This is a genomic window from Microbacterium sp. NPDC058342, assembly GCF_042723935.1.
In the GTDB taxonomy this organism is placed as follows: domain Bacteria; phylum Actinomycetota; class Actinomycetes; order Actinomycetales; family Microbacteriaceae; genus Microbacterium.
Genome location: NZ_JBHXID010000001.1, coordinates 1,703,417 through 1,725,491 on the forward strand (window position 1 = coordinate 1,703,417; position 22,075 = coordinate 1,725,491).

The 22,075-nt window shown below is 69.1% G+C and carries 18 protein-coding genes; 10 read left to right on the forward strand and 8 right to left on the reverse strand.

The window, feature by feature from the left end:
• The first annotated feature begins 36 nt into the window (after positions 1–36).
• The 5 genes from ACFWHT_RS07920 (at position 37) to ACFWHT_RS07940 (ending at position 5,496) form a co-directional block, all read left to right on the forward strand.
• On the forward strand, positions 37–1,242 hold the full coding sequence (locus tag ACFWHT_RS07920) for a thiolase family protein (protein ID WP_378827079.1): 1,206 nt from the start codon (positions 37–39) through the stop codon (positions 1,240–1,242).
• A gap of 29 nt (positions 1,243–1,271) precedes the next feature.
• Positions 1,272–3,380 (forward strand): 3-hydroxyacyl-CoA dehydrogenase NAD-binding domain-containing protein, encoded by a 2,109-nt coding sequence (locus ACFWHT_RS07925; RefSeq protein WP_378827952.1) that lies wholly within the window; start codon positions 1,272–1,274, stop codon positions 3,378–3,380.
• 153 nt (positions 3,381–3,533) lie between these two features.
• On the forward strand, positions 3,534–4,229 hold the full coding sequence (locus ACFWHT_RS07930; protein WP_378827081.1) for an SPFH domain-containing protein: 696 nt from the start codon (positions 3,534–3,536) through the stop codon (positions 4,227–4,229).
• Between the two features lie 50 nt (positions 4,230–4,279).
• Complete coding sequence (locus tag ACFWHT_RS07935) at positions 4,280–4,951, forward strand: TetR/AcrR family transcriptional regulator (RefSeq protein ID WP_378827083.1); 672 nt, start codon at positions 4,280–4,282, stop codon at positions 4,949–4,951.
• On the forward strand, positions 4,948–5,496 hold the full coding sequence (locus ACFWHT_RS07940; RefSeq protein ID WP_378827084.1) for a hypothetical protein: 549 nt from the start codon (positions 4,948–4,950) through the stop codon (positions 5,494–5,496). The genes ACFWHT_RS07935 and ACFWHT_RS07940 overlap by 4 nt, the downstream gene beginning before the upstream one ends.
• 6 nt (positions 5,497–5,502) lie before the next feature.
• Here ACFWHT_RS07940 and dxs read toward each other — a convergent pair whose 3' ends face one another.
• The 5 genes from dxs to dut form a co-directional block, all read right to left on the reverse strand.
• Positions 5,503–7,446, reverse strand: a complete 1,944-nt coding sequence (gene dxs, locus ACFWHT_RS07945; protein ID WP_378827086.1) for a 1-deoxy-D-xylulose-5-phosphate synthase — start codon at positions 7,444–7,446, stop codon at positions 5,503–5,505.
• Positions 7,447–7,590: 144 nt separating this feature from the next.
• Positions 7,591–10,497, reverse strand: coding sequence for an aconitate hydratase (locus ACFWHT_RS07950; RefSeq protein WP_378827088.1), 2,907 nt, complete (start codon positions 10,495–10,497; stop codon positions 7,591–7,593).
• 130 nt (positions 10,498–10,627) lie between these two features.
• Complete coding sequence (locus tag ACFWHT_RS07955) at positions 10,628–11,395, reverse strand: DUF3159 domain-containing protein (protein ID WP_378827090.1); 768 nt, start codon at positions 11,393–11,395, stop codon at positions 10,628–10,630.
• A complete protein-coding gene (locus ACFWHT_RS07960) occupies positions 11,392–11,979 on the reverse strand; it encodes a DUF3710 domain-containing protein (protein WP_378827091.1) in 588 nt (195 codons plus the stop codon). The genes ACFWHT_RS07955 and ACFWHT_RS07960 overlap by 4 nt, the downstream gene beginning before the upstream one ends.
• Positions 11,976–12,425, reverse strand: a complete 450-nt coding sequence (gene dut, locus ACFWHT_RS07965) for a dUTP diphosphatase (protein WP_378827093.1) — start codon at positions 12,423–12,425, stop codon at positions 11,976–11,978. Before dut ends, ACFWHT_RS07960 begins: the two co-directional genes overlap by 4 nt.
• A gap of 3 nt (positions 12,426–12,428) precedes the next feature.
• Between dut and ACFWHT_RS07970 the strand changes: the two genes are divergently transcribed.
• A complete protein-coding gene (locus tag ACFWHT_RS07970; protein WP_378827095.1) occupies positions 12,429–12,908 on the forward strand; it encodes a DUF3093 family protein in 480 nt (159 codons plus the stop codon).
• 78 nt (positions 12,909–12,986) lie between these two features.
• Here ACFWHT_RS07970 and ACFWHT_RS07975 read toward each other — a convergent pair whose 3' ends face one another.
• The gene (locus ACFWHT_RS07975; RefSeq protein WP_378827096.1) at positions 12,987–13,280 is read right to left on the reverse strand and encodes a DUF4193 domain-containing protein; all 294 of its coding nucleotides are present in this window, start codon (positions 13,278–13,280) and stop codon (positions 12,987–12,989) included.
• A 206-nt stretch (positions 13,281–13,486) separates the two neighbouring features.
• Between ACFWHT_RS07975 and sepH the strand changes: the two genes are divergently transcribed.
• Complete coding sequence (gene sepH / locus ACFWHT_RS07980; RefSeq protein WP_378827099.1) at positions 13,487–14,506, forward strand: septation protein SepH; 1,020 nt, start codon at positions 13,487–13,489, stop codon at positions 14,504–14,506.
• 6 nt (positions 14,507–14,512) lie between these two features.
• On the opposite strand, the gene ACFWHT_RS07985 is transcribed toward sepH, so the two are convergent.
• Positions 14,513–15,640 carry an alkaline phosphatase family protein gene (locus ACFWHT_RS07985; RefSeq protein WP_378827101.1) on the reverse strand — a complete coding sequence of 376 codons (1,128 nt, stop codon included), beginning with the start codon at positions 15,638–15,640 and terminating at the stop codon, positions 14,513–14,515.
• 80 nt (positions 15,641–15,720) lie between these two features.
• Here ACFWHT_RS07985 and ACFWHT_RS07990 point away from each other — a divergent pair, with 80 nt between their 5' ends.
• From ACFWHT_RS07990 to ACFWHT_RS08000, 3 genes are read left to right on the forward strand one after another with little or no spacing between them, the layout of a single operon-like run.
• Complete coding sequence (locus ACFWHT_RS07990; protein ID WP_378827102.1) at positions 15,721–18,159, forward strand: DNA topoisomerase (ATP-hydrolyzing) subunit A; 2,439 nt, start codon at positions 15,721–15,723, stop codon at positions 18,157–18,159.
• Positions 18,160–18,185: 26 nt separating this feature from the next.
• Complete coding sequence (locus tag ACFWHT_RS07995; protein ID WP_378827104.1) at positions 18,186–19,022, forward strand: MerR family transcriptional regulator; 837 nt, start codon at positions 18,186–18,188, stop codon at positions 19,020–19,022.
• Positions 19,023–19,071: 49 nt separating this feature from the next.
• Positions 19,072–19,914: a TrmH family RNA methyltransferase gene (locus tag ACFWHT_RS08000; protein WP_378827107.1), complete on the forward strand. Its 843-nt coding sequence runs from the start codon at positions 19,072–19,074 to the stop codon at positions 19,912–19,914.
• Positions 19,915–19,974: 60 nt separating this feature from the next.
• Here the strand turns inward: ACFWHT_RS08000 and ACFWHT_RS08005 are convergent, their stop codons facing one another.
• Positions 19,975–22,074: a type IIA DNA topoisomerase subunit B gene (locus tag ACFWHT_RS08005; protein WP_378827109.1), complete on the reverse strand. Its 2,100-nt coding sequence runs from the start codon at positions 22,072–22,074 to the stop codon at positions 19,975–19,977.
• Position 22,075: the final 1 nt, after the last annotated feature.

Genomic DNA, 22,075 nt, shown 5'->3' on the forward strand with positions numbered 1-22,075 from the left:
CCTAGGCTGTAGGCATCCCAACCAATGGAGGCAGGAGTGGCCGAGATCTCGGACGTCTTCTTCGTCGATGGAGTGCGCACCCCTTTCGGGCGCGCCGGCGAAAAGGGCATGTACTGGAACACCCGCGCGGATGACCTCGCCGTCAAGGCGACCATCGGCCTGATGGAGCGCAATGCATCCGTCCCCGCCGACCGCATCGACGACGTGGCGATCGCCGCGACCTCGCAGACAGGCGATCAGGGCCTCACCCTCGGCCGCTCGGTCGCGATCCTCGCCGGCCTCCCGCAGACCGTCCCCGGCCTCGCCGTGGAGCGCATGTGCGCCGGCGCCATGACGAGCGTCACAACGATGGCGGCGTCCATCGGCGTCGGTATGTACGACTTCGCCCTCGCCGGCGGAGTCGAGCACATGGGGCACCACCCGATCGGCGGCAACGCCGACCCCAACCCCCGCTTCGTCGCGGAGAAGATGGTCGACCCCGGCGCCCTCAACATGGGCGTGACCGCGGAGCGCATCTTCGACCGTTTCCCGCACCTCACCAAGGAGCGCTCCGACCGTTTCGGGATGCTCAGCCAGCACAAGGTACAGGCCGCCTACGACGCCGGGAAGATCCAGCCCGACCTGGTCTCCGTGGCGATCCGCGGCGCCGATGGCGCCTGGGGCCTCGCCACCGAGGACGAGGGCCGACGCCCGCAGACGACCATGGACGACCTGGCGGCGCTGAAGACGCCGTTCCGTGCGCACGGGCGCGTCACCGCCGGCACGTCCTCGCCGCTCACGGACGGCGCCACCATGTCGCTGCTCGCGGGCGGAGGCGCCGTGAAGGAGTTCGGTCTCACCCCGAAGATGCGGATGGTGTCGTTCGCCTTCGCCGGCGTGCAGCCGGAGATCATGGGCATCGGCCCGATCCCCTCGACCGAGAAGGCCCTGAAGAAGGCCGGTCTGACCATCGACGACATCGGGCTGTTCGAGCTCAACGAGGCCTTCGCCATCCAGGTCATCTCCCTCCTCGACCACTTCGGCATCGCGGACGACGACCCGCGGGTCAACCAGTGGGGCGGTGCGATCGCCCTCGGGCATCCGCTCGCCGCATCCGGCGTGCGCCTGATGATCCAGCTCGCGGCGCAGTTCGCCGAGCGCCCCGACGTGCGCTACGGACTGACCGCGATGTGCGTCGGTCTCGGTCAGGGCGGCTCGGTCGTCTGGGAGAACCCGTTCTACGACGGAAAGAAGAAGAAGTGAGCTACGAAGACGTCGACTTCTCGCCCATCATGGCGCTGACCGAGGGCGAGGTCATCACGCACTCCCCCGTGCGCGACATCCGGCTCGCCTCGGGCAGAGTGCTGGCGCTGATCACCCTGGACAACGGTCGCGACCACACGCGACCGAACACCCTGGGTCCTGCGACGCTCACCGAGCTCGGAGAGACCCTGGACGGACTGAGGGCGCGCGCGGCGGCCGGAGAGATCCAGGCCGTCGGCATCACCGGCAAACAGTACATCCTCGCCGCCGGTGCGGACCTGTCCGACATCAGTCGCCTGGGGTCGAAGGACAACGCGCGACTCATCGCGCAGCTCGGTCACAAAGTCCTCGGATCGCTCTCCGAGCTCGGCGTGCCCTCTTTCGCCTTCGTGAACGGACTGGCCCTGGGCGGCGGCATGGAGATCGCACTGAACTCCACGTACCGCACGGTGGACGCGTCCGCAGCCGCTCTCGCCCTGCCCGAAGTCTTCCTCGGCATCATCCCCGGCTGGGGCGGCGCATACCTCATCCCGAACCTGATCGGCATCGAGAACGCACTCGAGGTCGTCATCTCGAACCCGTTGAAGCAGAACCGGATGCTCAAGCCTCAGCAGGCTTTCGAGCTGGGCCTCATGGACGCCGTCTTCCCGGCGGCGAACTTCCTCGAGAACTCGCTGGCGTGGGCCGACGCGGTCCTCGGCGGCAAGAAGGTGGAGCGCAAGAACGTCCCGGGCAAGATCGAGCGCACCGTCAAGTGGCCGGTCGCCATCAAGATGGCGCGCACCATGCTCGAGTCCAAGATCGGCACCGTGCCGAAGTCGCCGTACGCTGCACTCGAGCTGCTCGACAAGGCCAGGAGCGGTACGAAGGCGGAGGGCTTCGCCCGCGAGGACGAGGCGCTCGCCGAGCTCGTGACCGGCGATCAGTTCGCCGCCTCGATGTACGCGTTCGACCTGGTGCAGAAGCGCGCCAAGCGGCCCGTCGGCGCACCCGACAAGGCGCTGGCGAAGAAGGTCACCAAGGTCGGCATCATCGGTGCGGGCCTCATGGCCAGTCAGTTCGCGCTGCTGTTCGTCCGCAAGCTGCAGGTGCCGGTGCTCATCACCGACCTGGACCAGGCGCGCGTCGACAAAGGCGTCGCCTACATCCACGAGGAGATCGGCAAGCTCGAGGCGAAGGGACGCCTCGATGCCGACACCGCCAACAAGCTGCGTTCGCTCGTGACGGGCACCACCGACAAGAGCCTCTACGCGGACTGCGACTTCGTGATCGAAGCCGTGTTCGAGGAGGTCGGCGTCAAGCAGCAGGTGTTCGGCGAGATCGAGAAGATCATCGCCGAGGACGCCATTCTCGCGACGAACACGTCCTCGCTGTCGGTGGAGGAGATCGGCGCGAAGCTCGCCCACCCCGAGCGCCTGGTCGGCTTCCACTTCTTCAACCCGGTCGCCGTCATGCCGCTGATCGAGATCGTGAAGACGGACGCCACGACGGATGCCGCACTGTCGACCGCGTTCGTAGTCGCGAAGGGTCTGGGCAAGAACGCCGTGCTCACGGCCGACGCCCCCGGCTTCGTCGTGAACCGTCTGCTGGCGAAGGTCATGGGCGAGGCCGCGCGCGCCGTCTACGAAGGCGCACCGGTGGTCGAGGTCGAGAAGGCGTTCGCTCCGCTCGGCCTGCCGATGGGACCCTTCCAGCTCATCGACCTGGTCGGGTGGAAGGTCGCCGCCCATGTGCAGGACACCATGGTCCGCGCCTTCCCGGAGCGCTTCTACGCGAACGAGAACTTCCATGCTCTCGCAGAGCTGGAGGCGGTCGTCGAGAAGGACAAGGGCGGGCGGGTTACCGGTTGGACGAAGGCGGCCGAGAAGGCGCTCAAGGGCAACGTCGGTCAGACGCCGGCGTCGGCGGACACCATCCTGCGTCGCGTGCAGGACGGTCTGGCGCAGGAGATCAGGATCATGCTCGACGAGGGCGTGGTCCCCGAGGTCGAGGACATCGACCTCTGCCTGATCCTCGGGGCCGGCTGGCCGTTCATCGACGGCGGCGCCTCGCCCTACCTCGATCGCGAGGGCGCGTCGGAGCGCGTCTTCCAGACCACGTTCCACAATCCTCCGATCCGCGGCATCGCGCACGATTGACATCGGGCACGTCGGGGCGGGAGGCCTGAGCGCCTCCCGCCCCTTTCCGTGCCGGGACGGGGCGCGGAACGCGCGAGGAACAGCGTGTGAACACCTCCGCCCCGGGGGCGGCTTCGGTGCATCCGACCGGTCGCGAGGCGGCACAGTGGTGGCATGGACATGCTCCTGACGATGATGAGCGCCAAGGGGATGTCGAGTCTGCTGAAGACCGGCACCGCTCTGCTCACGATCCTGCTGGTGGTCCCCGCACTGCTCAAGCTCTTCATCGTCACCGTGGACGAGGGCTGGGCCGCGATCCGCACGCGCAACGGCAAACCGATCATCCGCAACCGGCCCGCCCGCCGCAAGACCGGCATGGGCGGAGCCGTCGGCGAGGTGGTGGTGCTCGCTCCCGGATCGCACGGCGCGTTCCCGCTGTTCTACTGGTACCGGCTGATCGACGTCCGCTGCCGCGCGAGTGACCTTCCCGCGCGGGAGATGACCGGCCTGAACGGTCACCAGCATCGAGTGCACGCCTCGTTCGAATGGAGACCGATACCGACTGGCCGCGACCTGCGCGTCTTCGAGCTCGACGTCGTCAACGTCAAGGAGCGCGCGTCGAACATCGTCGGTGCCGCCCTGCGCGACACGATCCGCCAGCTCGACGCCGACGAGCTTCCGCACAACGACGAGATCAACCGCCGTGTGCTCGCCGCCTGCGCGAGCCAGCTGCGCGCCGCCTGCGGCGTGGAGCTCGTGCGCGTGATGATCACCGGAGATGCGCTGACAGACGGCTATCTGCTCGCCGGCGCCCTGCGCGGCTCCGATCCGCACGCGGATGCCGTCGCCGCCCTGCACGCCCTGAACTGAGCGCGCCAGCGTGTCCGCAGCGCCGGATGCCCGTGCGCTAGGATTTGAACATGTTCAGTTCTGAGCTCACGCCCAAGGCGGAGAAGACGCGCACCCGCATCCGGGACGCCGCGATCAACTCGTTCGTCTCACGGGGATACGCCGACACGACGATCCGCCTCATCGCCGATGAGGCCGGAGTCTCGACAGGCAGCGCCTATTACTACTTCCCGTCGAAGACCCACCTCGTCCAGGAGCTCTACGAACAGGTGCAGCACGAGCATGCCCAGATCGCCGCCGAGCGTCTCGGCGAGGCCATCGGCGTGGTCGAGCGACTGCGCATCGTGTTCGAGACCGGCCTGGCGACACTCGAGCCGTACCGGCGGGTCGCCCCGGGATTCCTCAGCGCGATGATCGCACCGGACTCTCCGATCAACCCGCTCTCGCGGGAGTCCTCCCCCGCTCGTGAAGTGACCATCGGTCTGTTCCGGCACGCCGTGGCGGATGCGGAGCACCGCCTGCCCGAGGACATCGCCGACCGGCTCCCCGAAGCACTGTTCGTGGCCTACCTCGCGCTGGTGCTGCGCTGGACGTACGACGACTCCGACGACCGGAGCCGTACCGGCCGCCTGCTCGACACCGCCCTGCGCGTTCTCACCGTGAGCCTCCCCTTCACCCGGCTTCCCGGCGTGCGGGGCGTCGTCCGCGATCTGCTCGAGCAGGTCGCCGGGGTCCGGCCGTGAAGACGCCGGCGTCGCATGGCGGTGCCGCGCATCCGATGGACTTCGGCTTCCGCGACCTGGCCCGGGGTGCCGTGACCGCCTGGACCGTCTTCATGGCGATCCTGATCGGTGCGCTCGTCCTTCTCTCGCTGGCCGGCGGCGACCCCGGGGGTGCTGTCCTCCTGCTCGGCTACGGGGCTGTCGTCGGCGGTGCGATCAGCCTGGCCGTGATGCTCGCCGGCTGTCCCCTGGCCTGGCTGCTCGGTCGCGCGCTCGTGCGCGTGCGGGCCGTCGGGCTCCACGCTCTGGCCTTCACCGCACTCGGCGCCGCCACCGGGTTCGGCGTTGTGCTGCTCTATGTCGCCAGCACGGATGTCCTGCTGCCCGACGCGCTCACGTCCGCGTGGTCATGGACGGTGGTCATCGTCTCGGCGATCTCGGTGCTGGGCGGGTGGGCTCACGCGATGCGGCATGCGCATCGGGCGCGGACACGTGTCCGCGCCCTGCGTCGGCCGGCGGTGCTCGACGAGGATGCCGCGTATGAAGACGGCGCGAGCGGACTCTGACGCCGGTCAGCGGGTCTCGTGGATCGGGATCTCGATCGCGCCGGTCTCGCCGCTCTGACGCGCGACGGGGACACGGCGCCCGAGTACCTGCGCCACGACGTCATGCGCGATCTTCGCCGCGGTCAGTCCCGCATCCTCGAGGATCTCCTCGCGTGTCGCGTGATCGATGAACTCGTCGGGAACGCCCAGCTCATCCACTGCCGTGTCGATGCCGGCCTCGCGCAGCACCTGACGCACGCGCGTGCCGACGCCTCCCACGCGGATGCCGTCCTCGAGCGTGATCACCAGCCGATGCCGCCGCGCCAGGTCGACCAGCGAGGACTGCACGGGGATCACCCAGCGCGGGTCGATCACGGTGGCGCCGATGCCCTGCGCGCGCAGTCGCGACGCGACCTCGAGCGCCAGTGATGTGAACGGTCCGATGCCCACGAGCAGGACGTCCTCGGTGTCGTCGCGCGAGAGCACGTCGACGCCGTCGTCCAGCCGCTCGATCGCGGGGATCTCCTCCGGCACGGACCCTTTCGGGTAGCGGATGACCGTCGGTGCGTCATCGACGGCGACGGCCTCGTCGAGCATCTCCGTCAGGCGGGCGGCGTCGCGCGGCGCGCCGATGCGGATGCCCGGCACGAGCTGCAGCATGGCGAGGTCCCAGATGCCGTGGTGGCTCGGACCGTCGGGACCGGTCACCCCGGCCCGATCGAGCACGAACGTGACCCCCGCGCGGTGCAGGGCCACGTCCATGAGCACCTGATCGAACGCGCGGTTCATGAAGGTGGCGTAGATCGCCACGACGGGATGCAACCCGCCGAACGCGAGCCCGGCGGCGGACGCGACCGCGTGCTGCTCGGCGATGCCGACGTCGTAGACGCGATCCGGAAAGCGCTCCGCGAAGGGTGCCAGTCCGGTCGGTCGCAGCATCGCGGCCGTCATCGCGATGACGTTCTTCTGCCGCCCTCCGACCTCGACGAGCGCTTCCGCGAAGACGTCGGTCCACGCTCGTCCCGACGATGCCGACAGTGCTCCGCCGGTTCTCGGATCTATGCGGCCGACGGCATGGAACTGGTCCGCGACGTCGTCAAGTGCGGGCTGATAGCCCCGGCCCTTCTCCGTGATCGCATGGACGATCACGGGGGCGCCGTACTCTTTCGCCAGCTTCAGGGTCTCGAGCAGCGCCGGGATGTCGTGTCCGTCGACCGGGCCGAGGTACTTGATGTCCAGATTGGAATACAGTGCCGCGTTGTTGGTGAAGCGCGAGAGGAATCCGTGTGTGCCGCCGCGCACACCCCGGAACAGCGCGCGCCCCAGCGGTCCGAATGCCCGGAACAGTCGATCCGACTTGCGATGCATCTCGCGATAGGCGGCGGCCGTGCGGACACGGTTCAGATACCGGGACATGCCGCCGATGGTCGGCGCGTACGAGCGTCCGTTGTCGTTGACGACGATGACGAGGTTGCGGTCGTTGTCGTCGGAGATGTTGTTCAGCGCCTCCCAGGTCATCCCGCCCGTGAGCGAGCCGTCGCCGACGACGGCGACGACATGCCGATCGGCGCGCCCGGTGGCCGTGAGCGCGCGGGAGACGCCGTCCGCCCAGCTGAGCGAGCTGGAGGCGTGCGAGGACTCGACGACGTCATGGGCGCTCTCCGCCCGCTGCGGGTAGCCGGCGAGACCGCCGCGGGAGCGCAGCGCCGAGAAGTCCTGCCGTCCGGTGAGCAGCTTGTGCACGTAGGACTGGTGGCCGGTGTCGAAGATGAACGGGTCATCGGGCGAGGAGAACACCCGATGCAGTGCGATCGTCAGCTCCACGACGCCGAGGTTCGGTCCGAGGTGGCCGCCGGTGCGGGCGACGTTCTCGACCAGGAATGCGCGGATCTCGGATGCCAGCTCGGTGAGCTGCTCCGGCGTGAGCCGGTCGAGGTCCCGTGGGCCGGTGATGCTCGGCAGGATCGGCATGGACGCTCCTCCGCGACTCGACGACGTGCGCGGCGATGCGCCGTGCGAACTGTCTCCAGTCTATCGCCGGGTGGTGGGTGTTCGGTGTGCGGGGGCCGCGAAGGGCCCGGATGCGCGGCATCCGGGCCCTTCGGGTGAGAGGTGTCAGACCAGCGAGCGCAGTACGTACTGCAGGATGCCGCCGTTGCGGTAGTAGTCGGCCTCACCGGGGGTGTCGATGCGGACGACCGCGTCGAAGGTGATGGGCTCGCGGCCCTCGGCCGAGAACTCGCTCGGGGTCGCGGTGACCTTCACCGTCTTCGGGGTGATGCCCTCGTTGAGCGCGGTCAGGCCCTCGATCGAGACGACCTCGGTGCCGTCGAGACCCAGGCTCTCCCAGGTCTCGCCGGCCGGGAACTGAAGCGGCACGACGCCCATGCCGATGAGGTTCGAGCGGTGGATGCGCTCGAAGCTCTCGGTGATGACCGCCTTCACGCCCAGCAGGTTCGTCCCCTTCGCCGCCCAGTCGCGCGACGAGCCCGAGCCGTACTCCTTGCCGCCGAAGATCACCAGCGGGGTGCCCTGGTCCTGGTAGTTCTGCGACGCATCGTAGATGTACGCCTGCGGACCGCCGGCCTGGGTGAAGTCGCGGGTGAAGCCGCCCTCGATCTGCTGTCCGTCGTTGACCGCCTTGACCAGCGCGTTCTTCAGGCGGATGTTCGCGAACGTGCCGCGGATCATCACCTCGTGGTTGCCACGGCGCGAGCCGTACGAGTTGAAGTCCTTCTGCGCGACACCGTGCTCGGTGAGGTACTGCGCGGCCGGCGTGCCGGCCTTGATGTTGCCCGCGGGCGAGATGTGGTCGGTGGTGACGGAGTCGCCGAGCGTCGCCAGCACGCGCGCGCCGGTGATGTCGGTGACCGGTGCCGGGGTCAGTCCCATGCCGTCGAAGTACGGAGCCTTGCGGACGTACGTGGAGTCCTCATCCCACTCGAACACGGGGCCGGTCGGGGTGGGCAGGCTCGTCCAGCGCTCGTCGCCGTCGAACACCGTCGCGTACTGCTTGATGAACTGGTCGCGCGAGATCGAGGTGTCGATGATCGCCTGCACCTCGTCGGGATCGGGCCAGATGTCCTTCAGGAAGACCTCGTTGCCCGTCTCGTCGGTGCCCAGCGCGTCGTTGTCGAAGTCGAAGTGCATCGACCCGGCCAGGGCGTACGCCACGACCAGCGGGGGGCTCGCGAGGTAGTTCATCTTCACGTCGGGGCTGATGCGTCCCTCGAAGTTGCGGTTGCCCGACAGCACGGCGGTGACGGCGAGATCGTGCTCGTTGACCGCGGCCGACACCTCGTCGATCAGCGGACCGGAGTTCCCGATGCAGATCGTGCAGCCGTAGCCGACGGTGTAGAACCCGAGACCCTCGAGGTCCTTGTCCAGCCCGGACTTCTCGTAGTAGTCGGTGACGACCTTCGACCCGGGTCCGAGGGTCGTCTTGACCCACGGCTTCTGCTTCAGGCCCTTCTCGCGCGCCTTGCGTGCGAGAAGACCTGCGGCGATCATCACCGACGGGTTCGAGGTGTTCGTGCAGGAGGTGATCGCGGCCAGCGTCACGGCGCCGTTGTCGAGGATGTACCGCTGCCCCTCGGGCGTGGTGACCTCGACCGGGTTGGACGCGCCGTGGTCGCCGCTCGAAACGAGCATCGACTCGGCGTGAGCCGTCTCGTGCTGGTAGGAGACGCCCTCCTCGGCGACGTGCTCGCGCTCGACGCCGGGTGCGTTGCCGGGATCGGATGCCGGGAAGGTTCCCTCGACCTCGACCGAGCCCTCCGACACGCTGGCGTAGTTGACGATGTCCTTCTCGAACTGCGTCTTGGCCTCGGAGAGCAGGATGCGGTCCTGAGGGCGCTTGGGGCCCGCGATCGAGGGGACCACGGTGGAGAGGTCGAGCTCCAGGTACTCCGAGTACGACGGCTCCTTGTCGGCGTCGTGCCAGAGGCCCTGCACCTTGGCGTATTGCTCGACGAGTTCGACGGCCTGCTCGTCGCGACCGGTCAGGCGCAAGTACTCGAGCGTCACGTCGTCGATCGGGAACATCGCCGCGGTGGAGCCGAACTCCGGCGACATGTTGCCGATGGTCGCGCGGTTGGCGAGCGGAACGGATGCCACACCCGCACCGTAGAACTCGACGAACTTCCCGACCACGCCGTGCTGGCGCAGCATGTCGGTGATCGTGAGCACGACGTCGGTCGCGGTGACACCGGCCGGGATCTCGCCGGTGAGCTTGAAGCCCACCACGCGCGGGATGAGCATGGAGACGGGCTGCCCGAGCATCGCCGCCTCGGCCTCGATGCCGCCGACGCCCCAGCCGAGCACGCCGAGTCCGTTGACCATCGTGGTGTGCGAGTCGGTGCCGACGCAGGTGTCGGGATAAGCGCGCAGCACCCCGTCGACGCCGCGGTCGTAGATCACCTTGGCGAGGTGCTCGATGTTGACCTGGTGCACGATTCCGGTGCCCGGGGGGACGACCTTGAAATCGTCGAAGGCCGTCTGGCCCCAGCGCAGGAACTGGTACCGCTCGCCGTTGCGCTGGTACTCGATCTCGACGTTGCGCTCGATCGCGTCCGGTCGTCCGAACAGGTCGGCGATGACCGAGTGGTCGATGACCATCTCGGCGGGCGAGAGCGGATTGATCTTGTTGGGGTCGCCACCGAGAGCGGTGACGGCCTCGCGCATGGTGGCGAGGTCGACGATGCAGGGGACGCCGGTGAAGTCCTGCATCACCACGCGCGCGGGCGTGAACTGGATCTCGGTGTCGGGCTCGGCGTTCGGGTCCCAGGACCCGAGAGCCTCGATCTGCGCCCGGGTGACGTTCGCGCCGTCCTCGGTGCGCAGCTGGTTCTCGAGCAGGACCTTCAGGCTGAAGGGGAGCTTCTCGTGACCGGCGACCGTGTCGATGCGGAAGATCTCGTAGTCGGTGCTGCCGACCGTCAGGGTGCTCTTGGCACCGAAGCTATTCACCGTGGACACGGATCCGTCTCCTTCTGTTCGGATGGGAGCGACAGGCGACTCCATCTTGCTCGCCTCCGATGCGCTGCGGCTAGCAAGGTTCCCCTTACCAGTCTGCGCCGCGCGCCCGGTCGGCAAAAGCCCGAAATTTATCTTGATGTCGAGATAAATCTACCAGAGTCCACGGGCGCAGGCGTCACTCGCCGCGCGGATAGAGCGCTCGGACGACGAGCCAGGTGACCGCGACGAGCGGCGCGAACAACGGCAGGCCCATGACGAGCTTGAGCGTGCCCAGCAGCGTGACCTGATCCGTGAGGTAAAGGGGAAGCTGCACGCCCAGGCGGAGGAAGAACAGCACTCCCCAGGCGATGCCCAGCCAGAAGAAGGCACGGCGCTTGCGCCGGTCGGCGCGCCAGCCCGTCCCCTCCCCCAGGAGGAAGCCGACGGCGAGTCCGATCAGCGACCACCCGGCGAGAGCGGCGACGATCATCGCCGTGCCGTACAGCGCATTGGTGATCAGACCCGGGACGAAGTTGTCGGCGGCGTTGCCGGTCCACAGGGCGAGCAGCGCGGCCGCGCCCGCCGCGACCAGGCCCCCGATCGCCGCCGACGGCGGCGATTTCTGCAGCAGCCTGACCACTGTGAACACCGCGGCCAGTCCGACCGAGACTCCGAGCGACAGGACGAGCGGCTCGGGTCTGATCGTGAACAGCACGACGAAGGCGAGGCTCGGCAGCACCGACTCGAGGATGCCGCGCCACCCGCCCATGGCGCCCCAGACGACGTGCTGCGTGCTCGCCCCGGTCTCGGCGCCGAGACCGGCGCGACGAGCGGCGCCCCCGAGCGCGGCGCCGATGAGCTCGGCGGCCGTCGGCTCCTCGTTCGACTCACCCGTGCGGTCCTCGTCGGGGCGACCGGTGTCGGGACGATCCGTGTCGGGACGGTCCGCGGGCACGTCGGTCACGCCGAACCGGGGGTGGACGGCATCTTGAGGGGGATCAGGTCGCGCGGAGGCATGGGCGAGCCGCCGCGGACGACCACGATCGAGCGGAACAGATCCTCGACCTGCTCCGCCGCCGCGGGATCGGATGCCGCGTCGCCGCCGATCACGCCGCGCAGGAACCAGCGCGGCCCGTCGACGCCGATGAAGCGGGCCAGCCGCAGCTCCGAGCCTTCTGCGGCCGTGGCCGGGACCTCGGCGAGAAGCTCCTTGCCCAGCGGGCCGTCGCGCTCCTCCACGCGTCCGCCCTGCGACCTGATCTGGTCACGCAACTGCACGCGCGTCTCGTCCCAGAGGCCGCGGGAACGCGGTGCGGCGAACGGCTGCACCTGGAGCGAGGAGCCGGCGTAGTCCAGACCGACCGCGACGATGCGCTTGCTCTGCTCCTCGACCTCGAGGCGCAGGTTGAGGCCCTCGCGCGGCAGCACCTTGATGCCGCCCAGGTCGATGTACGGGCGGACGGGATTCGCTTCGGCGTCATCGAACGGTCCGGCCGTCGCGCGGTCCTCCGGCGCCGACTTCAGCGTGGGCTCGATCTCTTCAGTCATTCGCTCTTTCCCTGGGTGTATCCGGTCGACCCGAAGCCGCCTTCGCCGCGGACGCTGTCGGGCAGCTCGTCGACGGGCTCGAACCGCGCCTGGACCACGGGCATCACGATCAGCTGCGCGATGCGATCTCCGACCGCCACATCGTACGCGTCCGTGCTGTCGGTGTTCAGCAGGCTCACCTTGATCTCGCCGCGATACCCCGCATCCACGGTTCCCGGCGAGTTCACCACCGTGATGCCGTGCCTGGCCGCCAGACCGCTGCGCGGCACGACGAAGGCGGCGTATCCTTCGGGCAGTGCGATGCGCAGCCCCGTGCCGACGAGAGCACGCTCCCCGGGTTCCAGTCGCACGGCTTCGCTCGCGACCAGATCAGCACCGGCGTCGCCGGGGTGGGCGTAGAAGGGAGCGTTCGCGGCGATAATGGGAACGGCAACGGAATGAGTCACCCCATGAGGCTAATGCAGAACATCGATACGGACTCGCGCGAGAGCTACCGCGAGCGACTGTCCCCGAGCCTGTGGATGATCGTCACGATCGCCCTCGGCGGTCCGATGGTCTCGCTCGTGCTCGCCCCCGTGGCGGCCGACCTCGCCATCCTCCTCGGCGCCGCGGTGTCGCTCGTGCTGGTCGTCCTCAGCATCCTGCTCTCGCCGTCGGTCCGCGTGCGGGGCGGGGTGCTGCACGCGGGACGAGCCCACATCGACGCACGCTGGCTCGGCGATCCGCAGGAGTTCACGGGGCAGGAGGCCCGGGAACGCCGCACGCGAGACATCGCTCGCGACGGCTGGCATCTCATCCGCGGTGGCATCGACGGCATCGTGATGGTGCCCGTCACCGACCCGGACGACCCGATGCGCAGCTGGACGATCTCCACCCGCACCCCCGACCGCCTGGCGGCGGCCATCCGCGCGGCCCGCGACGTTCGCTGAACCGAGCCCGACCGCTTCTGGACGCAGAACGCGCCCCGAGCCGTTCGGCCGGGGCGCGCATGTCGCGGTGTCGCGTCGTCAGGCGGCGCACTCCTTGCAGATCAGGCCCTCGGGGCCCTCGTGGTCCAGCTGCGAGCGGTGCTTCACCAGGAAGCAGCTCATGCAGGTGAACTCGTCCTGCTGCGCGGGGAGCACGACGACGACGTCCTCCACGTCGGAGAGGTCGTCTCCGGGGAGGTCGAACGGTGTGGGATTGTCGGCGTCCTCGACGTCGCCGGCGCCGGACTGGTTGTTCGGCACACGCTCCTTGAGGGCCTCGATCGACTCGGAGTCGTCTTCGCTCTTACGAGGGGCGTCGTAGTCGGTTGCCATGCGGTGGATCTCCACTTCCGTGGTGCGAGTGGTTTCGGGGGGGGTGCTGATTCGGGAGTTCAGCGGCGTTAGTCTGCATGACCGCGGGTCATTTGGCAAATGCCTTCGCGCTCGCACGGGGAAACTCGCGGCGCGCCCACGGTATTCCCGCCTGGTGACGGGTCGTCGTGACAGCATGAACGCACACCCATCAGAGGGGCATTGGCATGGAAAACGTCACCATCGTCGGAACAGAAGCGGGAGTCCTCGTCCTCGCCACGGAGTCCGGACAGCGCTTCGCGCTGCCCATCGACGACGTGCTCCACCGCGAGGTTCGCCGGGCGACGCGCGACGCGGAGCCCGCGGCCGCACGCCTCGCGGCCAGCCCGCGCGACATCCAGATGCACATCCGCGCGGGTCTCTCGGCCGCGGAGGTCGCGGCACTGCTCGGCGTGAGCGAGGCCGACGTCGCCCGTTTCGAGGGCCCCGTGCTCGCGGAGCGCGAGCATGTCGTCGGCCAGGCTCTGGCCGTTCCCGTCCTCATCGGCAGCGAGGTCGAGCCCGACGCGCAGCCGACCTTCGGCGCGGCGGTGCGAGCCAAGCTCGCCGATCTGCAGGCCGGCGACGAGCGCTGGGCCAGCTGGAAGGACGAGTCCGGTTGGACCGTCAAGCTCGAGTTCACCGCGAACGAGGTCGCGCATGACGCGCGCTGGGCCTTCGATCCCCGGCGCAGCACGCTCTCGCCCCTCAACGCCGACGCCACCCAGCTCTCCCGGCAGGGCTCACTGCCCGAGGGACTCATCCCTCGGCTGAGGGCCGTCGAGTCCGAGCGGGTCTCCCCCTACAAGGACGACAGCCGCTTCGATTCGGGTGCGTTCGGTCCGCGGCTGGTCCCTCAGCCGGAGCCGCACGACTCCGATGCCTCCGAGCCGGAGCACTCGAGTTCGGCCGCGCAGGAGGCCGCCGCACGGCGCGCCCCCGAGGAGAGCATGCCGAACGCCGAGACCGCCGACCTGCTCGAGGCGCTGAGGCGCCGGCGTGGACAGCGCGAATCCGCGCCCCTGTTCGACGAGACCGAGGCCGAGGAGCCGTCGCCGATCGCCCTGTTCGACGCCGTCGACGACGAGCCCGAGACGGAGCCCGACGCGCGTCCCGAGCCCGCGGAGAACTCGTCCGGCCGGCGCAGACGGCGCAATGCGATGCCCAGCTGGGATGAGATCGTCTTCGGAGCGCGTACCGACGAGTGACCGGGTTCAGCGCGCGAAGGCACCCATCCGGATGAACGGGACCCGCCATTCCTCCGGGGTGAGACCGCCGTGCTGGCCCACCATCCCGCGGCCGCGCTGATCGTCCGCCTCGCCGTCGTAGACGGCGACATTGGAGCGTGCGATCACCAGGATGTCCCCGATGCGGGCGCGCGCCGCATCCGTGACCAGCGGCCCGAACAGGCCGGCATCGATCGCTTCTACGCGGCTGATGACGTCGGCGAAGCCCTGCAGATCTCGCCGCCAGCGCGCGAGGATTCCCGCGGGCTCCGTGTCCGGTTCGGTGTAGACGTGCAGCATCCGCGGCTCGCCGCCGATGTGCCGGATGCCGTCGTGCCAGCCGTCCTTCGCCTCGAGCAAGAGCTGGCGATGCGAAGGCACATCCACCATGCCGTGATCCGCGGTGACGAGGACACCCACTCCGTCGGGCACGCGCCGTGCCAGTGCGGCATCGATGTCTTCGAGAGCCGCGACCCACGAGCCGGACGCGACGCCGTGCTTGTGTCCGGCTTTGTCGACCTCGGGCAGGTAGCAGTAGACCAGCGCCCCTTCATGCGCCGCGGCCAGCTCCCACGCCAGCTCCACGCGCTCGCCGACGGAGCGCGCCGAGCGGAACTCCGCCCCGCGCAGTGTCGCCCGGCTGAAGCCGCTGTCGGCGTACTCCTTCAGGCCGACCGCGAAGGCCGGATGCCCGCCGGCGCAGGCCTGTTCGAACACGGTCGGCGCCCCCTGCCACGTGAGGGGGTCGACCCCGGCGCTCTCCCATTCGCTGAGCTGGTTGACCAGCCGGTCCTGCGCCGGGTCGAGCACCCGGTATCCGACCATGCCGTGCACCCCGGGCGCGACGCCCGTCAGCAGGCTCGTGAGCGCGGCCGCCGTGGTCGTGGGGAACACCGCGGCGGCGATGTCCTTCTTCGACATCCGCGGCGCGAGCGTCCTCGCGTGACCCGCGTGCGCACGCAGCGGGATGGCACCGAGTCCGTCGACGACGACGAGCACGGCCGAGCGCACCGCGGGAAGGTCGGCTCGCGCACCGTCGATCGCGGCGAGCAACTGAGGCGCCACCCCGGCGATGCTCCGCGTCGATTCGAGCCCGGACGGTAGCATGAGAGACATCCGGGTCAGTCTTTCACAGGCGTCCCGCCGCACCGTACCCGGGCGTCGCGAACCCGCCCCGAGCGTCCAGCAGGAAGTCCATGCCAAAGCCCTCGTCACCCGAGCCCGTCCAGGAGCGCATCCAGGACATCGACCTCTCCCAGGAGATGCAGGGCTCGTTCCTCGAGTACGCGTACTCGGTCATCTACTCGCGCGCTCTGCCCGACGCCCGCGACGGACTCAAGCCCGTGCAGCGCCGCATCCTGTACCAGATGGCGGAGATGGGGCTGCGGCCCGACCGCGGCCATGTCAAGAGCGCCCGCGTCGTCGGCGAGGTGATGGGAAAGCTGCATCCGCATGGCGACTCAGCCATCTACGACGCCCTGGTGCGCCTTGCGCAGGACTTCGCGCTGCGCGTGCCTCTGGTCGACGGGCACGGCAACTTCGGCTCCCTGGATGACGGTCCGGCCGCATCGCGCTACACGGAGGCTCGGCTCGCGGCATCCGCTCTGGCTCTGACCGAGAACCTCGACGAGGACGTCGTCGACTTCGTCCCCAACTACGACGGCCAGTTCCAGCAGCCGGCCGTGCTGTCGGCGGCCTTCCCCAACCTGCTCGTCAACGGCGCCAGCGGCATCGCGGTCGGGATGGCGACCAACATGGCACCGCACAACCTGATCGAGGTCGTCGCCGCCGCCACACACCTGCTCGAGAACCCGGATGCCACCACGGCCGAGCTCATGGACTTCGTGTCGGGCCCGGACTTCCCGTCCGGCGGCATCCTGATGGGCCTCGACGGCGTCAAGGACGCGTACGAGACCGGACGGGGCGCCTTCAAGCTGCGGGCCAAGACGTCGATCGAGCCGCTCGGCCCTCGCAAGACCGGCATCATCGTCACCGAGCTGCCCTACCAGGTCGGTCCCGAGCGCGTGATCGAGAAGCTGAAGGACGCGGTCAGCGCCAAGAAGCTGCAGGGCATCAGCGACGTGCAGGACCTCACCGACCGCAAGAACGGGCTGCGGCTCGTCGTCACGGTCAAGACCGGCTTCGACCCGGCCGCCGTGCTGGAGCAGCTGTTCCGGTACACGCCGCTCGAGGACTCGTTCTCCATCAACAACGTCGCCCTCGTCGACGGGCAGCCTCGCACGCTCGGGCTCAAGGAACTGCTGCGGGTGTATCTGCAGCATCGCGTCGACGTGGTCACCCGGCGCAGCCGCTACCGCCTGGCACGGCGCAACGAGCGTCTGCATCTCGTGCGCGGGCTGCTGCTGGCCATCCTCGACATCGACGAGGTCATCCAGGTCATCCGCTCGTCCGACGACTCGGAGACGGCCCGCGAGCGCCTGCAGCAGGTGTTCGATCTCGACGAGGTTCAGGCCGAGTACATCCTCGAGCTGCGTCTGCGCCGCCTGACGAAGTTCTCCCGCCTGGAGCTGGAGACCGAGCGCGACAAGCTGCTCGCCGAGATCGCCGAGCTCGAGAAGCTGCTTGCCGACCCGGCGCTGGTCCGTGCCCAGGTCGCGCTGGAGCTCGACGCCGTGGCCGAGCAGTTCGGCACGCACCGCCGAACTCTGCTGCTGAACGCGGCACCGCCGAAGGCGCGCACGACGAAGTCCGCGGCGGAGCTCCAGATCGCTGATGCCCCGACCACGCTGCTGCTGTCGACGACCGGTCGTGCGGTGCGCGTGGATCTCGGGCCGGGCGGAACGATCACGACACCGGCGCGCCGCAGCAAGCACGACGCCATCCAGGCGCGGCTGGAGACCACGACGCGCAGTGAGATCGGGGCGGTCACGAGTGCGGGCCGGGTCGTGCGGTTCACGCCCATCGACATCCCCGCCGTGCCGGCCAGCTCGGTCGGACTCGGCGCCGGTGTGCGGATGCACGACTACCTGGGGCTCACCGATCGGAGCGAGCGCGTGCTCGCCCTGATCCGGTTCGACGACGACACGCCACTGGCGCTGGGCACGAAGGACGGCGTCGTCAAGCGCGTCGTCCCGTCGGGCCTGGCCGTGCGCCCCGAGCTCGAGATCATCGGCCTGAAGCCGAAGGACGTGGTCGTCGGCGCCGCGCCGGCAGCGGACCACACGGAGCTCGTCTTCGTCAGCTCGGATGCCCAGCTGCTGCACTTCCCCGCGTCGACCGTGCGCCCGCAGGGCGCACCTGCGGGCGGCATGGCGGGCGTGAAGCTCGGTGCCGCTGCCGAGGTGATCTCGTTCACCGTCCTCGCCTCCCCGGAGGAGGCCGTGGTCGTCACGGTGTCGGGCTCCGACGGGATGCTGGCGGGGGCGGATGCCGGACGCGCCAAGGTGTCGGACTTCGCGGAGTTCCCCGGCAAGGGCCGCGCAACCGGTGGTGTGCGTGCACATGCGTTCCTGAAGGGCGAGGACCGTCTGCTTCTGGCCTGGGTGGGTGCGGAACCCCGTGCGATCGGATCGGACGGGGCCGCGCGTCAGCTGCCGGCATCCGGCGCCAAGCGCGACGCCTCCGGCCAGCCCCTCGACTCCGTGATCGGCTCCGTCGGCACCGCGATCGGCTGAGCGTGGATGTCAACGCTCCCGCCTCGATGACGCCGTGGCTTCGTGAACCGGCGGACGGCGGGAGGGAGACAACGGAGCCTGCCGACCTGACCGTCGGCGAGCTCGCGTCGCTGGTCGGTGTCAGCGTGCGCACGCTGCACCACTGGGATGCCACCGGCTTGGTCCGCCCCGAGAGTCGGACCGCCGCCGGATATCGCACGTACTCACCGGCGGACGTCGCGCGCGTGCACCGTGTTCTCGTCTACCGCGAACTCGGTTTCCCGTTGGCGGACATCGGACGAATGCTCGATGAGCCGGGGCTGGACGTGGCCACGCAGTTGAGACGTCAGCGCGAACTGATCGAGGAGCGCATCGCCCGGCTGACGCGGATGGCGGCCGCAGTCGACAGCATCCTCTCCTCCCATGCCTCCGGCACACTGCTGACTGCGCGTCAGCAGGCGGAGATCTTCGGAAGCGAATGGCGCGAGGAATGGGGCGATGAAGCACGCGAGCGCTGGGGCGATTCCCCGGAGTGGACGCAGTTCCAACGCAACGCCGCCCACGCGAGCGAGACGGATCGCGCCCGCATGCACGCAGCGGGCGAGCAGTTGTACGCCGATCTCGCCGCCGCCATGCGGTCGGGCGCGGCGCCCGGGGATGACGCAGCCAACGCCCTCGCCGAGCGTCATCGTGAACTGATCGGTGCGCTTTTCGACTGCACGCATTCCATGCAGGTCGTCCTCAGCCGGATGTACGTCGACGATGCGAGGTTCACTCCGTACTTCGATGCGTTCGAACCCGGCCTCGCGCCGTGGCTGGCCGATGTGATCGCCGCCAACGCCGGACGCCACGGGGTGGATCCGGCCACAGCCGAGTGGGAGTGACCGAGCGCGGACTTGACCCTGACGTCGCGTGAGGCCTGACGCTGGGGGCATGGCAGACGCACTCTCGACCGCGAAGCACTCCCCTCTCCGAAGGGTCGTCCGAGCGGAGCGCGAGGAGATCGGGCGCATCGCCGACGTGCTGCGCAGCGGTGCGCTCGCGCCGCGCGTCGTGCTCATCGATGATCCCGAGAACATCGAGCAGGCGATCGCGTGCGACGTGCATGTGGACGCCCTCTACGCGACGGAGCGCATGCTGGAGCAGGGCCTGCCGCGGCTGCGCGGAGCAGCGCATGACGAGCCATTCCGCATCATCGATGCGGAATCCTCACGCCGGCTCTTCCGCGGTCAGAAAGACGCTCGAGTCTTCGCCCTGGCGCGCGCACCGCGGCCGCTGCGACCGCGAGACCTGCTGAAGCGCCCCGGGGACGTGCTCGTGCTGGACGGAGTGCGACTGGTCGGGAACATCGGTGCCGTCACACGCACGGCCGGAGCGCTGGGAGCAGCAGGAGTCATCCTCGTCGACAGCGGGTTGCGCAGCATCACTGATCGTCGTCTGATCCGAGCCAGTCGCGGTCTGGTGTTCTCCGTGCCGGTCGTGCTGGCGGGCCGCGCCGAATGTGTCGACTTCCTGTCCCGCGAGCGCCTGCAGGTGGCCACCCTGTCCGCGGGTGCGGCCGAGCCGCTCGACGCGCTCCGTGAGGTGACCGGACGTCTCGCGCTGGTCCTGGGCAGCGAGCGTCATGGCGTATCCCGACAGCTGGACAAGATCACTCAGCATCGTTGCGCCATCCCGATGACCGCCGATGCGGAATCGTTGAACGTCTCGGTCGCCGCAGGTATCGCGCTCTACGAACGCCATCAGGTCCGTGACGCGGCCGGGCGCGCTCTTTGAGGGAGACGACGTGCTCCAGGTCATCGGCGGTCGCAGCGCCCAGCCGCACCGCCGGCGCCATCACGCGTCGATCGAGTCGCGGCTCAGCCTGTCGCTGGAGGTCATGATGAACTCGCGACGCGGCGCGACCTCGCTGCCCATGAGCAGCTCGAAGGTGCGCACCGCCGCGTCCGCGGACTCCGCGTCCTCGATCGTGACCCGACGCAGCAGGCGCCCGGACCTCTCCATGGTCGTGTTCGCCAGCTGGTCAGCATCCATCTCGCCGAGCCCCTTGTAGCGCTGGATCGGGTCCTGCCAGCGCTTGCCGGCCTTCTGCAGCTTCGACAGCAGCGTGTGCAACTCGGCCTCGGAGTACGTGTAGATCGTCTCGTTCGGCTTGGACCCCGGGTTCATCACGATCACCCGGTGCAGGGGCGGGACAGCCGAGAACACCCGGCCCGCCTCGACCAGCGGACGCATGTACCGGAAGAACAGCGTCAGCAGCAGGGTGCGGATGTGGGCTCCGTCGACGTCGGCGTCGCTCATCAGGATGATCTTGCCGTACCGCGCCGCGCTCAGATCGAACGATCTGCCCGAGCCGGCGCCGATCGTGGTGATGATCGCCGCGCACTCGGCGTTGCCGAGCATGTCGCTCACCGATGCCTTCTGCACGTTGAGGATCTTCCCCCGGATGGGCAGCAGCGCCTGGAACTCGCTGTTTCGTGCGTGACGCGCGGTGCCCAGCGCCGAGTCGCCCTCGACGATGAACAACTCGCTGTGCTCCACGTCGTTGGACCGGCAGTCGACGAGCTTCGCCGGCAGCGACGACGACTCGAGCGCCGTCTTGCGCCGCTGCGTCTCCTTGTGGGCGCGAGCGGAGACGCGCGCCTTCATCTCCGAGACGATCTTGTCGAGCAGCATCGACGCCTGGCTCTTGTCGTCGCGCTTGGTCGAGGTGAAACGCTGCGCGAGCTCCCTGCGCATGACCTGCGCGACGATCGAGCGCACGGCCGGGGTGCCCAGCACCTCCTTGGTCTGTCCCTCGAACTGCGGCTCGGGCACCGTGACCGTGAGGACCGCGGTGAGGCCGGCCAGCACATCGTCCTTCTCGAGCTTGTCGTTGCCGACCTTCAGCCGACGGGCGTTCTGCTCCACCTGTCCGCGCAGGGTCTTCAGCAGCTCCTGCTCGAAGCCCTGCTGGTGCGTTCCGCCTTTGGGCGTGGCGATGATGTTCACAAAGGAGCGGATGCTGGTGTCGTAGCCGGTACCCCATCGCAGGGCGATGTCCACCGCGCACTCGCGCTGCACCTCGGTGGCCTTCATGTGCCCGTCGGGCTGCAGCACCGGGACGGTCTCGGTGAAGCTCCCGCTGCCCTGGATGCGCCAGGTGTCGGTGACCGGAGCGTCCGCGGCGAGATAGTCGACGAACTCCGAGATGCCGCCCTCGTACAGATAGGAGGTGTCGGCGGCCTCCGAACCATCGTCCTTCGGGCGCTCGTCGCGGACGACGAGTTCGAGGCCGGGCACGAGGAACGCGGTCTGCCGCGCACGGTTCTCGAGGTCTCCGAGCTGGAACGCCGCGTCCTTGGTGAAGATCTGCCGGTCGGCCCAGTAGCGCACCCGTGTGCCGGTCACGCCCTTGGCCACCTTGCCGATCACCCGCAGCTCGCTGCGCTGCTCGAACGGTGTGAAAGGCGCATCGGGCCGGGGCTCGCCGTCGTCGGCGAACACCCCGGGCTCACCGCGGTGGAACGACATCGCATAGGTCTTGCCACCGCGGTCGACTTCCACGTCGAGGCGCTCGGAGAGCGCGTTGACCACCGAGGCGCCCACGCCGTGCAGACCGCCCGACGCGGCGTACGACCCGCCGCCGAACTTCCCGCCGGCGTGCAGCTTGGTGTAGACCACCTCGACGCCGCTCAGCCCCGTGCGCGGCTCGACGTCGACCGGCACCCCGCGACCGCGATCGGACACCTGCACGCTGCCGTCGGCGTGCAGCAGGATGTCGATCCTCGAGCCGTTGCCGGCGACGGCCTCGTCGACGGAGTTGTCGATGATCTCCCACAGGCAGTGCATGAGCCCCGGGGATCCGTTGGACCCGATGTACATGCCGGGACGCTTGCGGACGGCCTCGAGCCCCTCGAGCACCTGGAGATGATGGGCGGAATACTCGGCGGTCACA

Excerpts from the sequence above, each read along its gene's own strand:
- sepH (WP_378827099.1), top strand. The coding sequence starts at position 13,487 with ATGGAAAACGTCACCATCGTCGGAACAGAAGCGGGAGTCCTCGTCCTC.
- ACFWHT_RS07950 (WP_378827088.1), bottom strand. The coding sequence starts at position 10,497 with ATGGAGTCGCCTGTCGCTCCCATCCGAACAGAAGGAGACGGATCCGTG.
- ACFWHT_RS07960 (WP_378827091.1), bottom strand. The coding sequence starts at position 11,979 with ATGACTGAAGAGATCGAGCCCACGCTGAAGTCGGCGCCGGAGGACCGC.
- ACFWHT_RS07925 (WP_378827952.1), top strand. The coding sequence starts at position 1,272 with ATGGCGCTGACCGAGGGCGAGGTCATCACGCACTCCCCCGTGCGCGAC.
- ACFWHT_RS07930 (WP_378827081.1), top strand. The coding sequence starts at position 3,534 with ATGGACATGCTCCTGACGATGATGAGCGCCAAGGGGATGTCGAGTCTG.
- dxs (WP_378827086.1), bottom strand. The coding sequence starts at position 7,446 with ATGCCGATCCTGCCGAGCATCACCGGCCCACGGGACCTCGACCGGCTC.
- ACFWHT_RS07935 (WP_378827083.1), top strand. The coding sequence starts at position 4,280 with ATGTTCAGTTCTGAGCTCACGCCCAAGGCGGAGAAGACGCGCACCCGC.
- ACFWHT_RS07975 (WP_378827096.1), bottom strand. The coding sequence starts at position 13,280 with ATGGCAACCGACTACGACGCCCCTCGTAAGAGCGAAGACGACTCCGAG.
- ACFWHT_RS07985 (WP_378827101.1), bottom strand. The coding sequence starts at position 15,640 with ATGTCTCTCATGCTACCGTCCGGGCTCGAATCGACGCGGAGCATCGCC.
- ACFWHT_RS07970 (WP_378827095.1), top strand. The coding sequence starts at position 12,429 with ATGAGGCTAATGCAGAACATCGATACGGACTCGCGCGAGAGCTACCGC.
- ACFWHT_RS07995 (WP_378827104.1), top strand. The coding sequence starts at position 18,186 with ATGACGCCGTGGCTTCGTGAACCGGCGGACGGCGGGAGGGAGACAACG.
- ACFWHT_RS08000 (WP_378827107.1), top strand. The coding sequence starts at position 19,072 with ATGGCAGACGCACTCTCGACCGCGAAGCACTCCCCTCTCCGAAGGGTC.
- ACFWHT_RS07990 (WP_378827102.1), top strand. The coding sequence starts at position 15,721 with ATGCCAAAGCCCTCGTCACCCGAGCCCGTCCAGGAGCGCATCCAGGAC.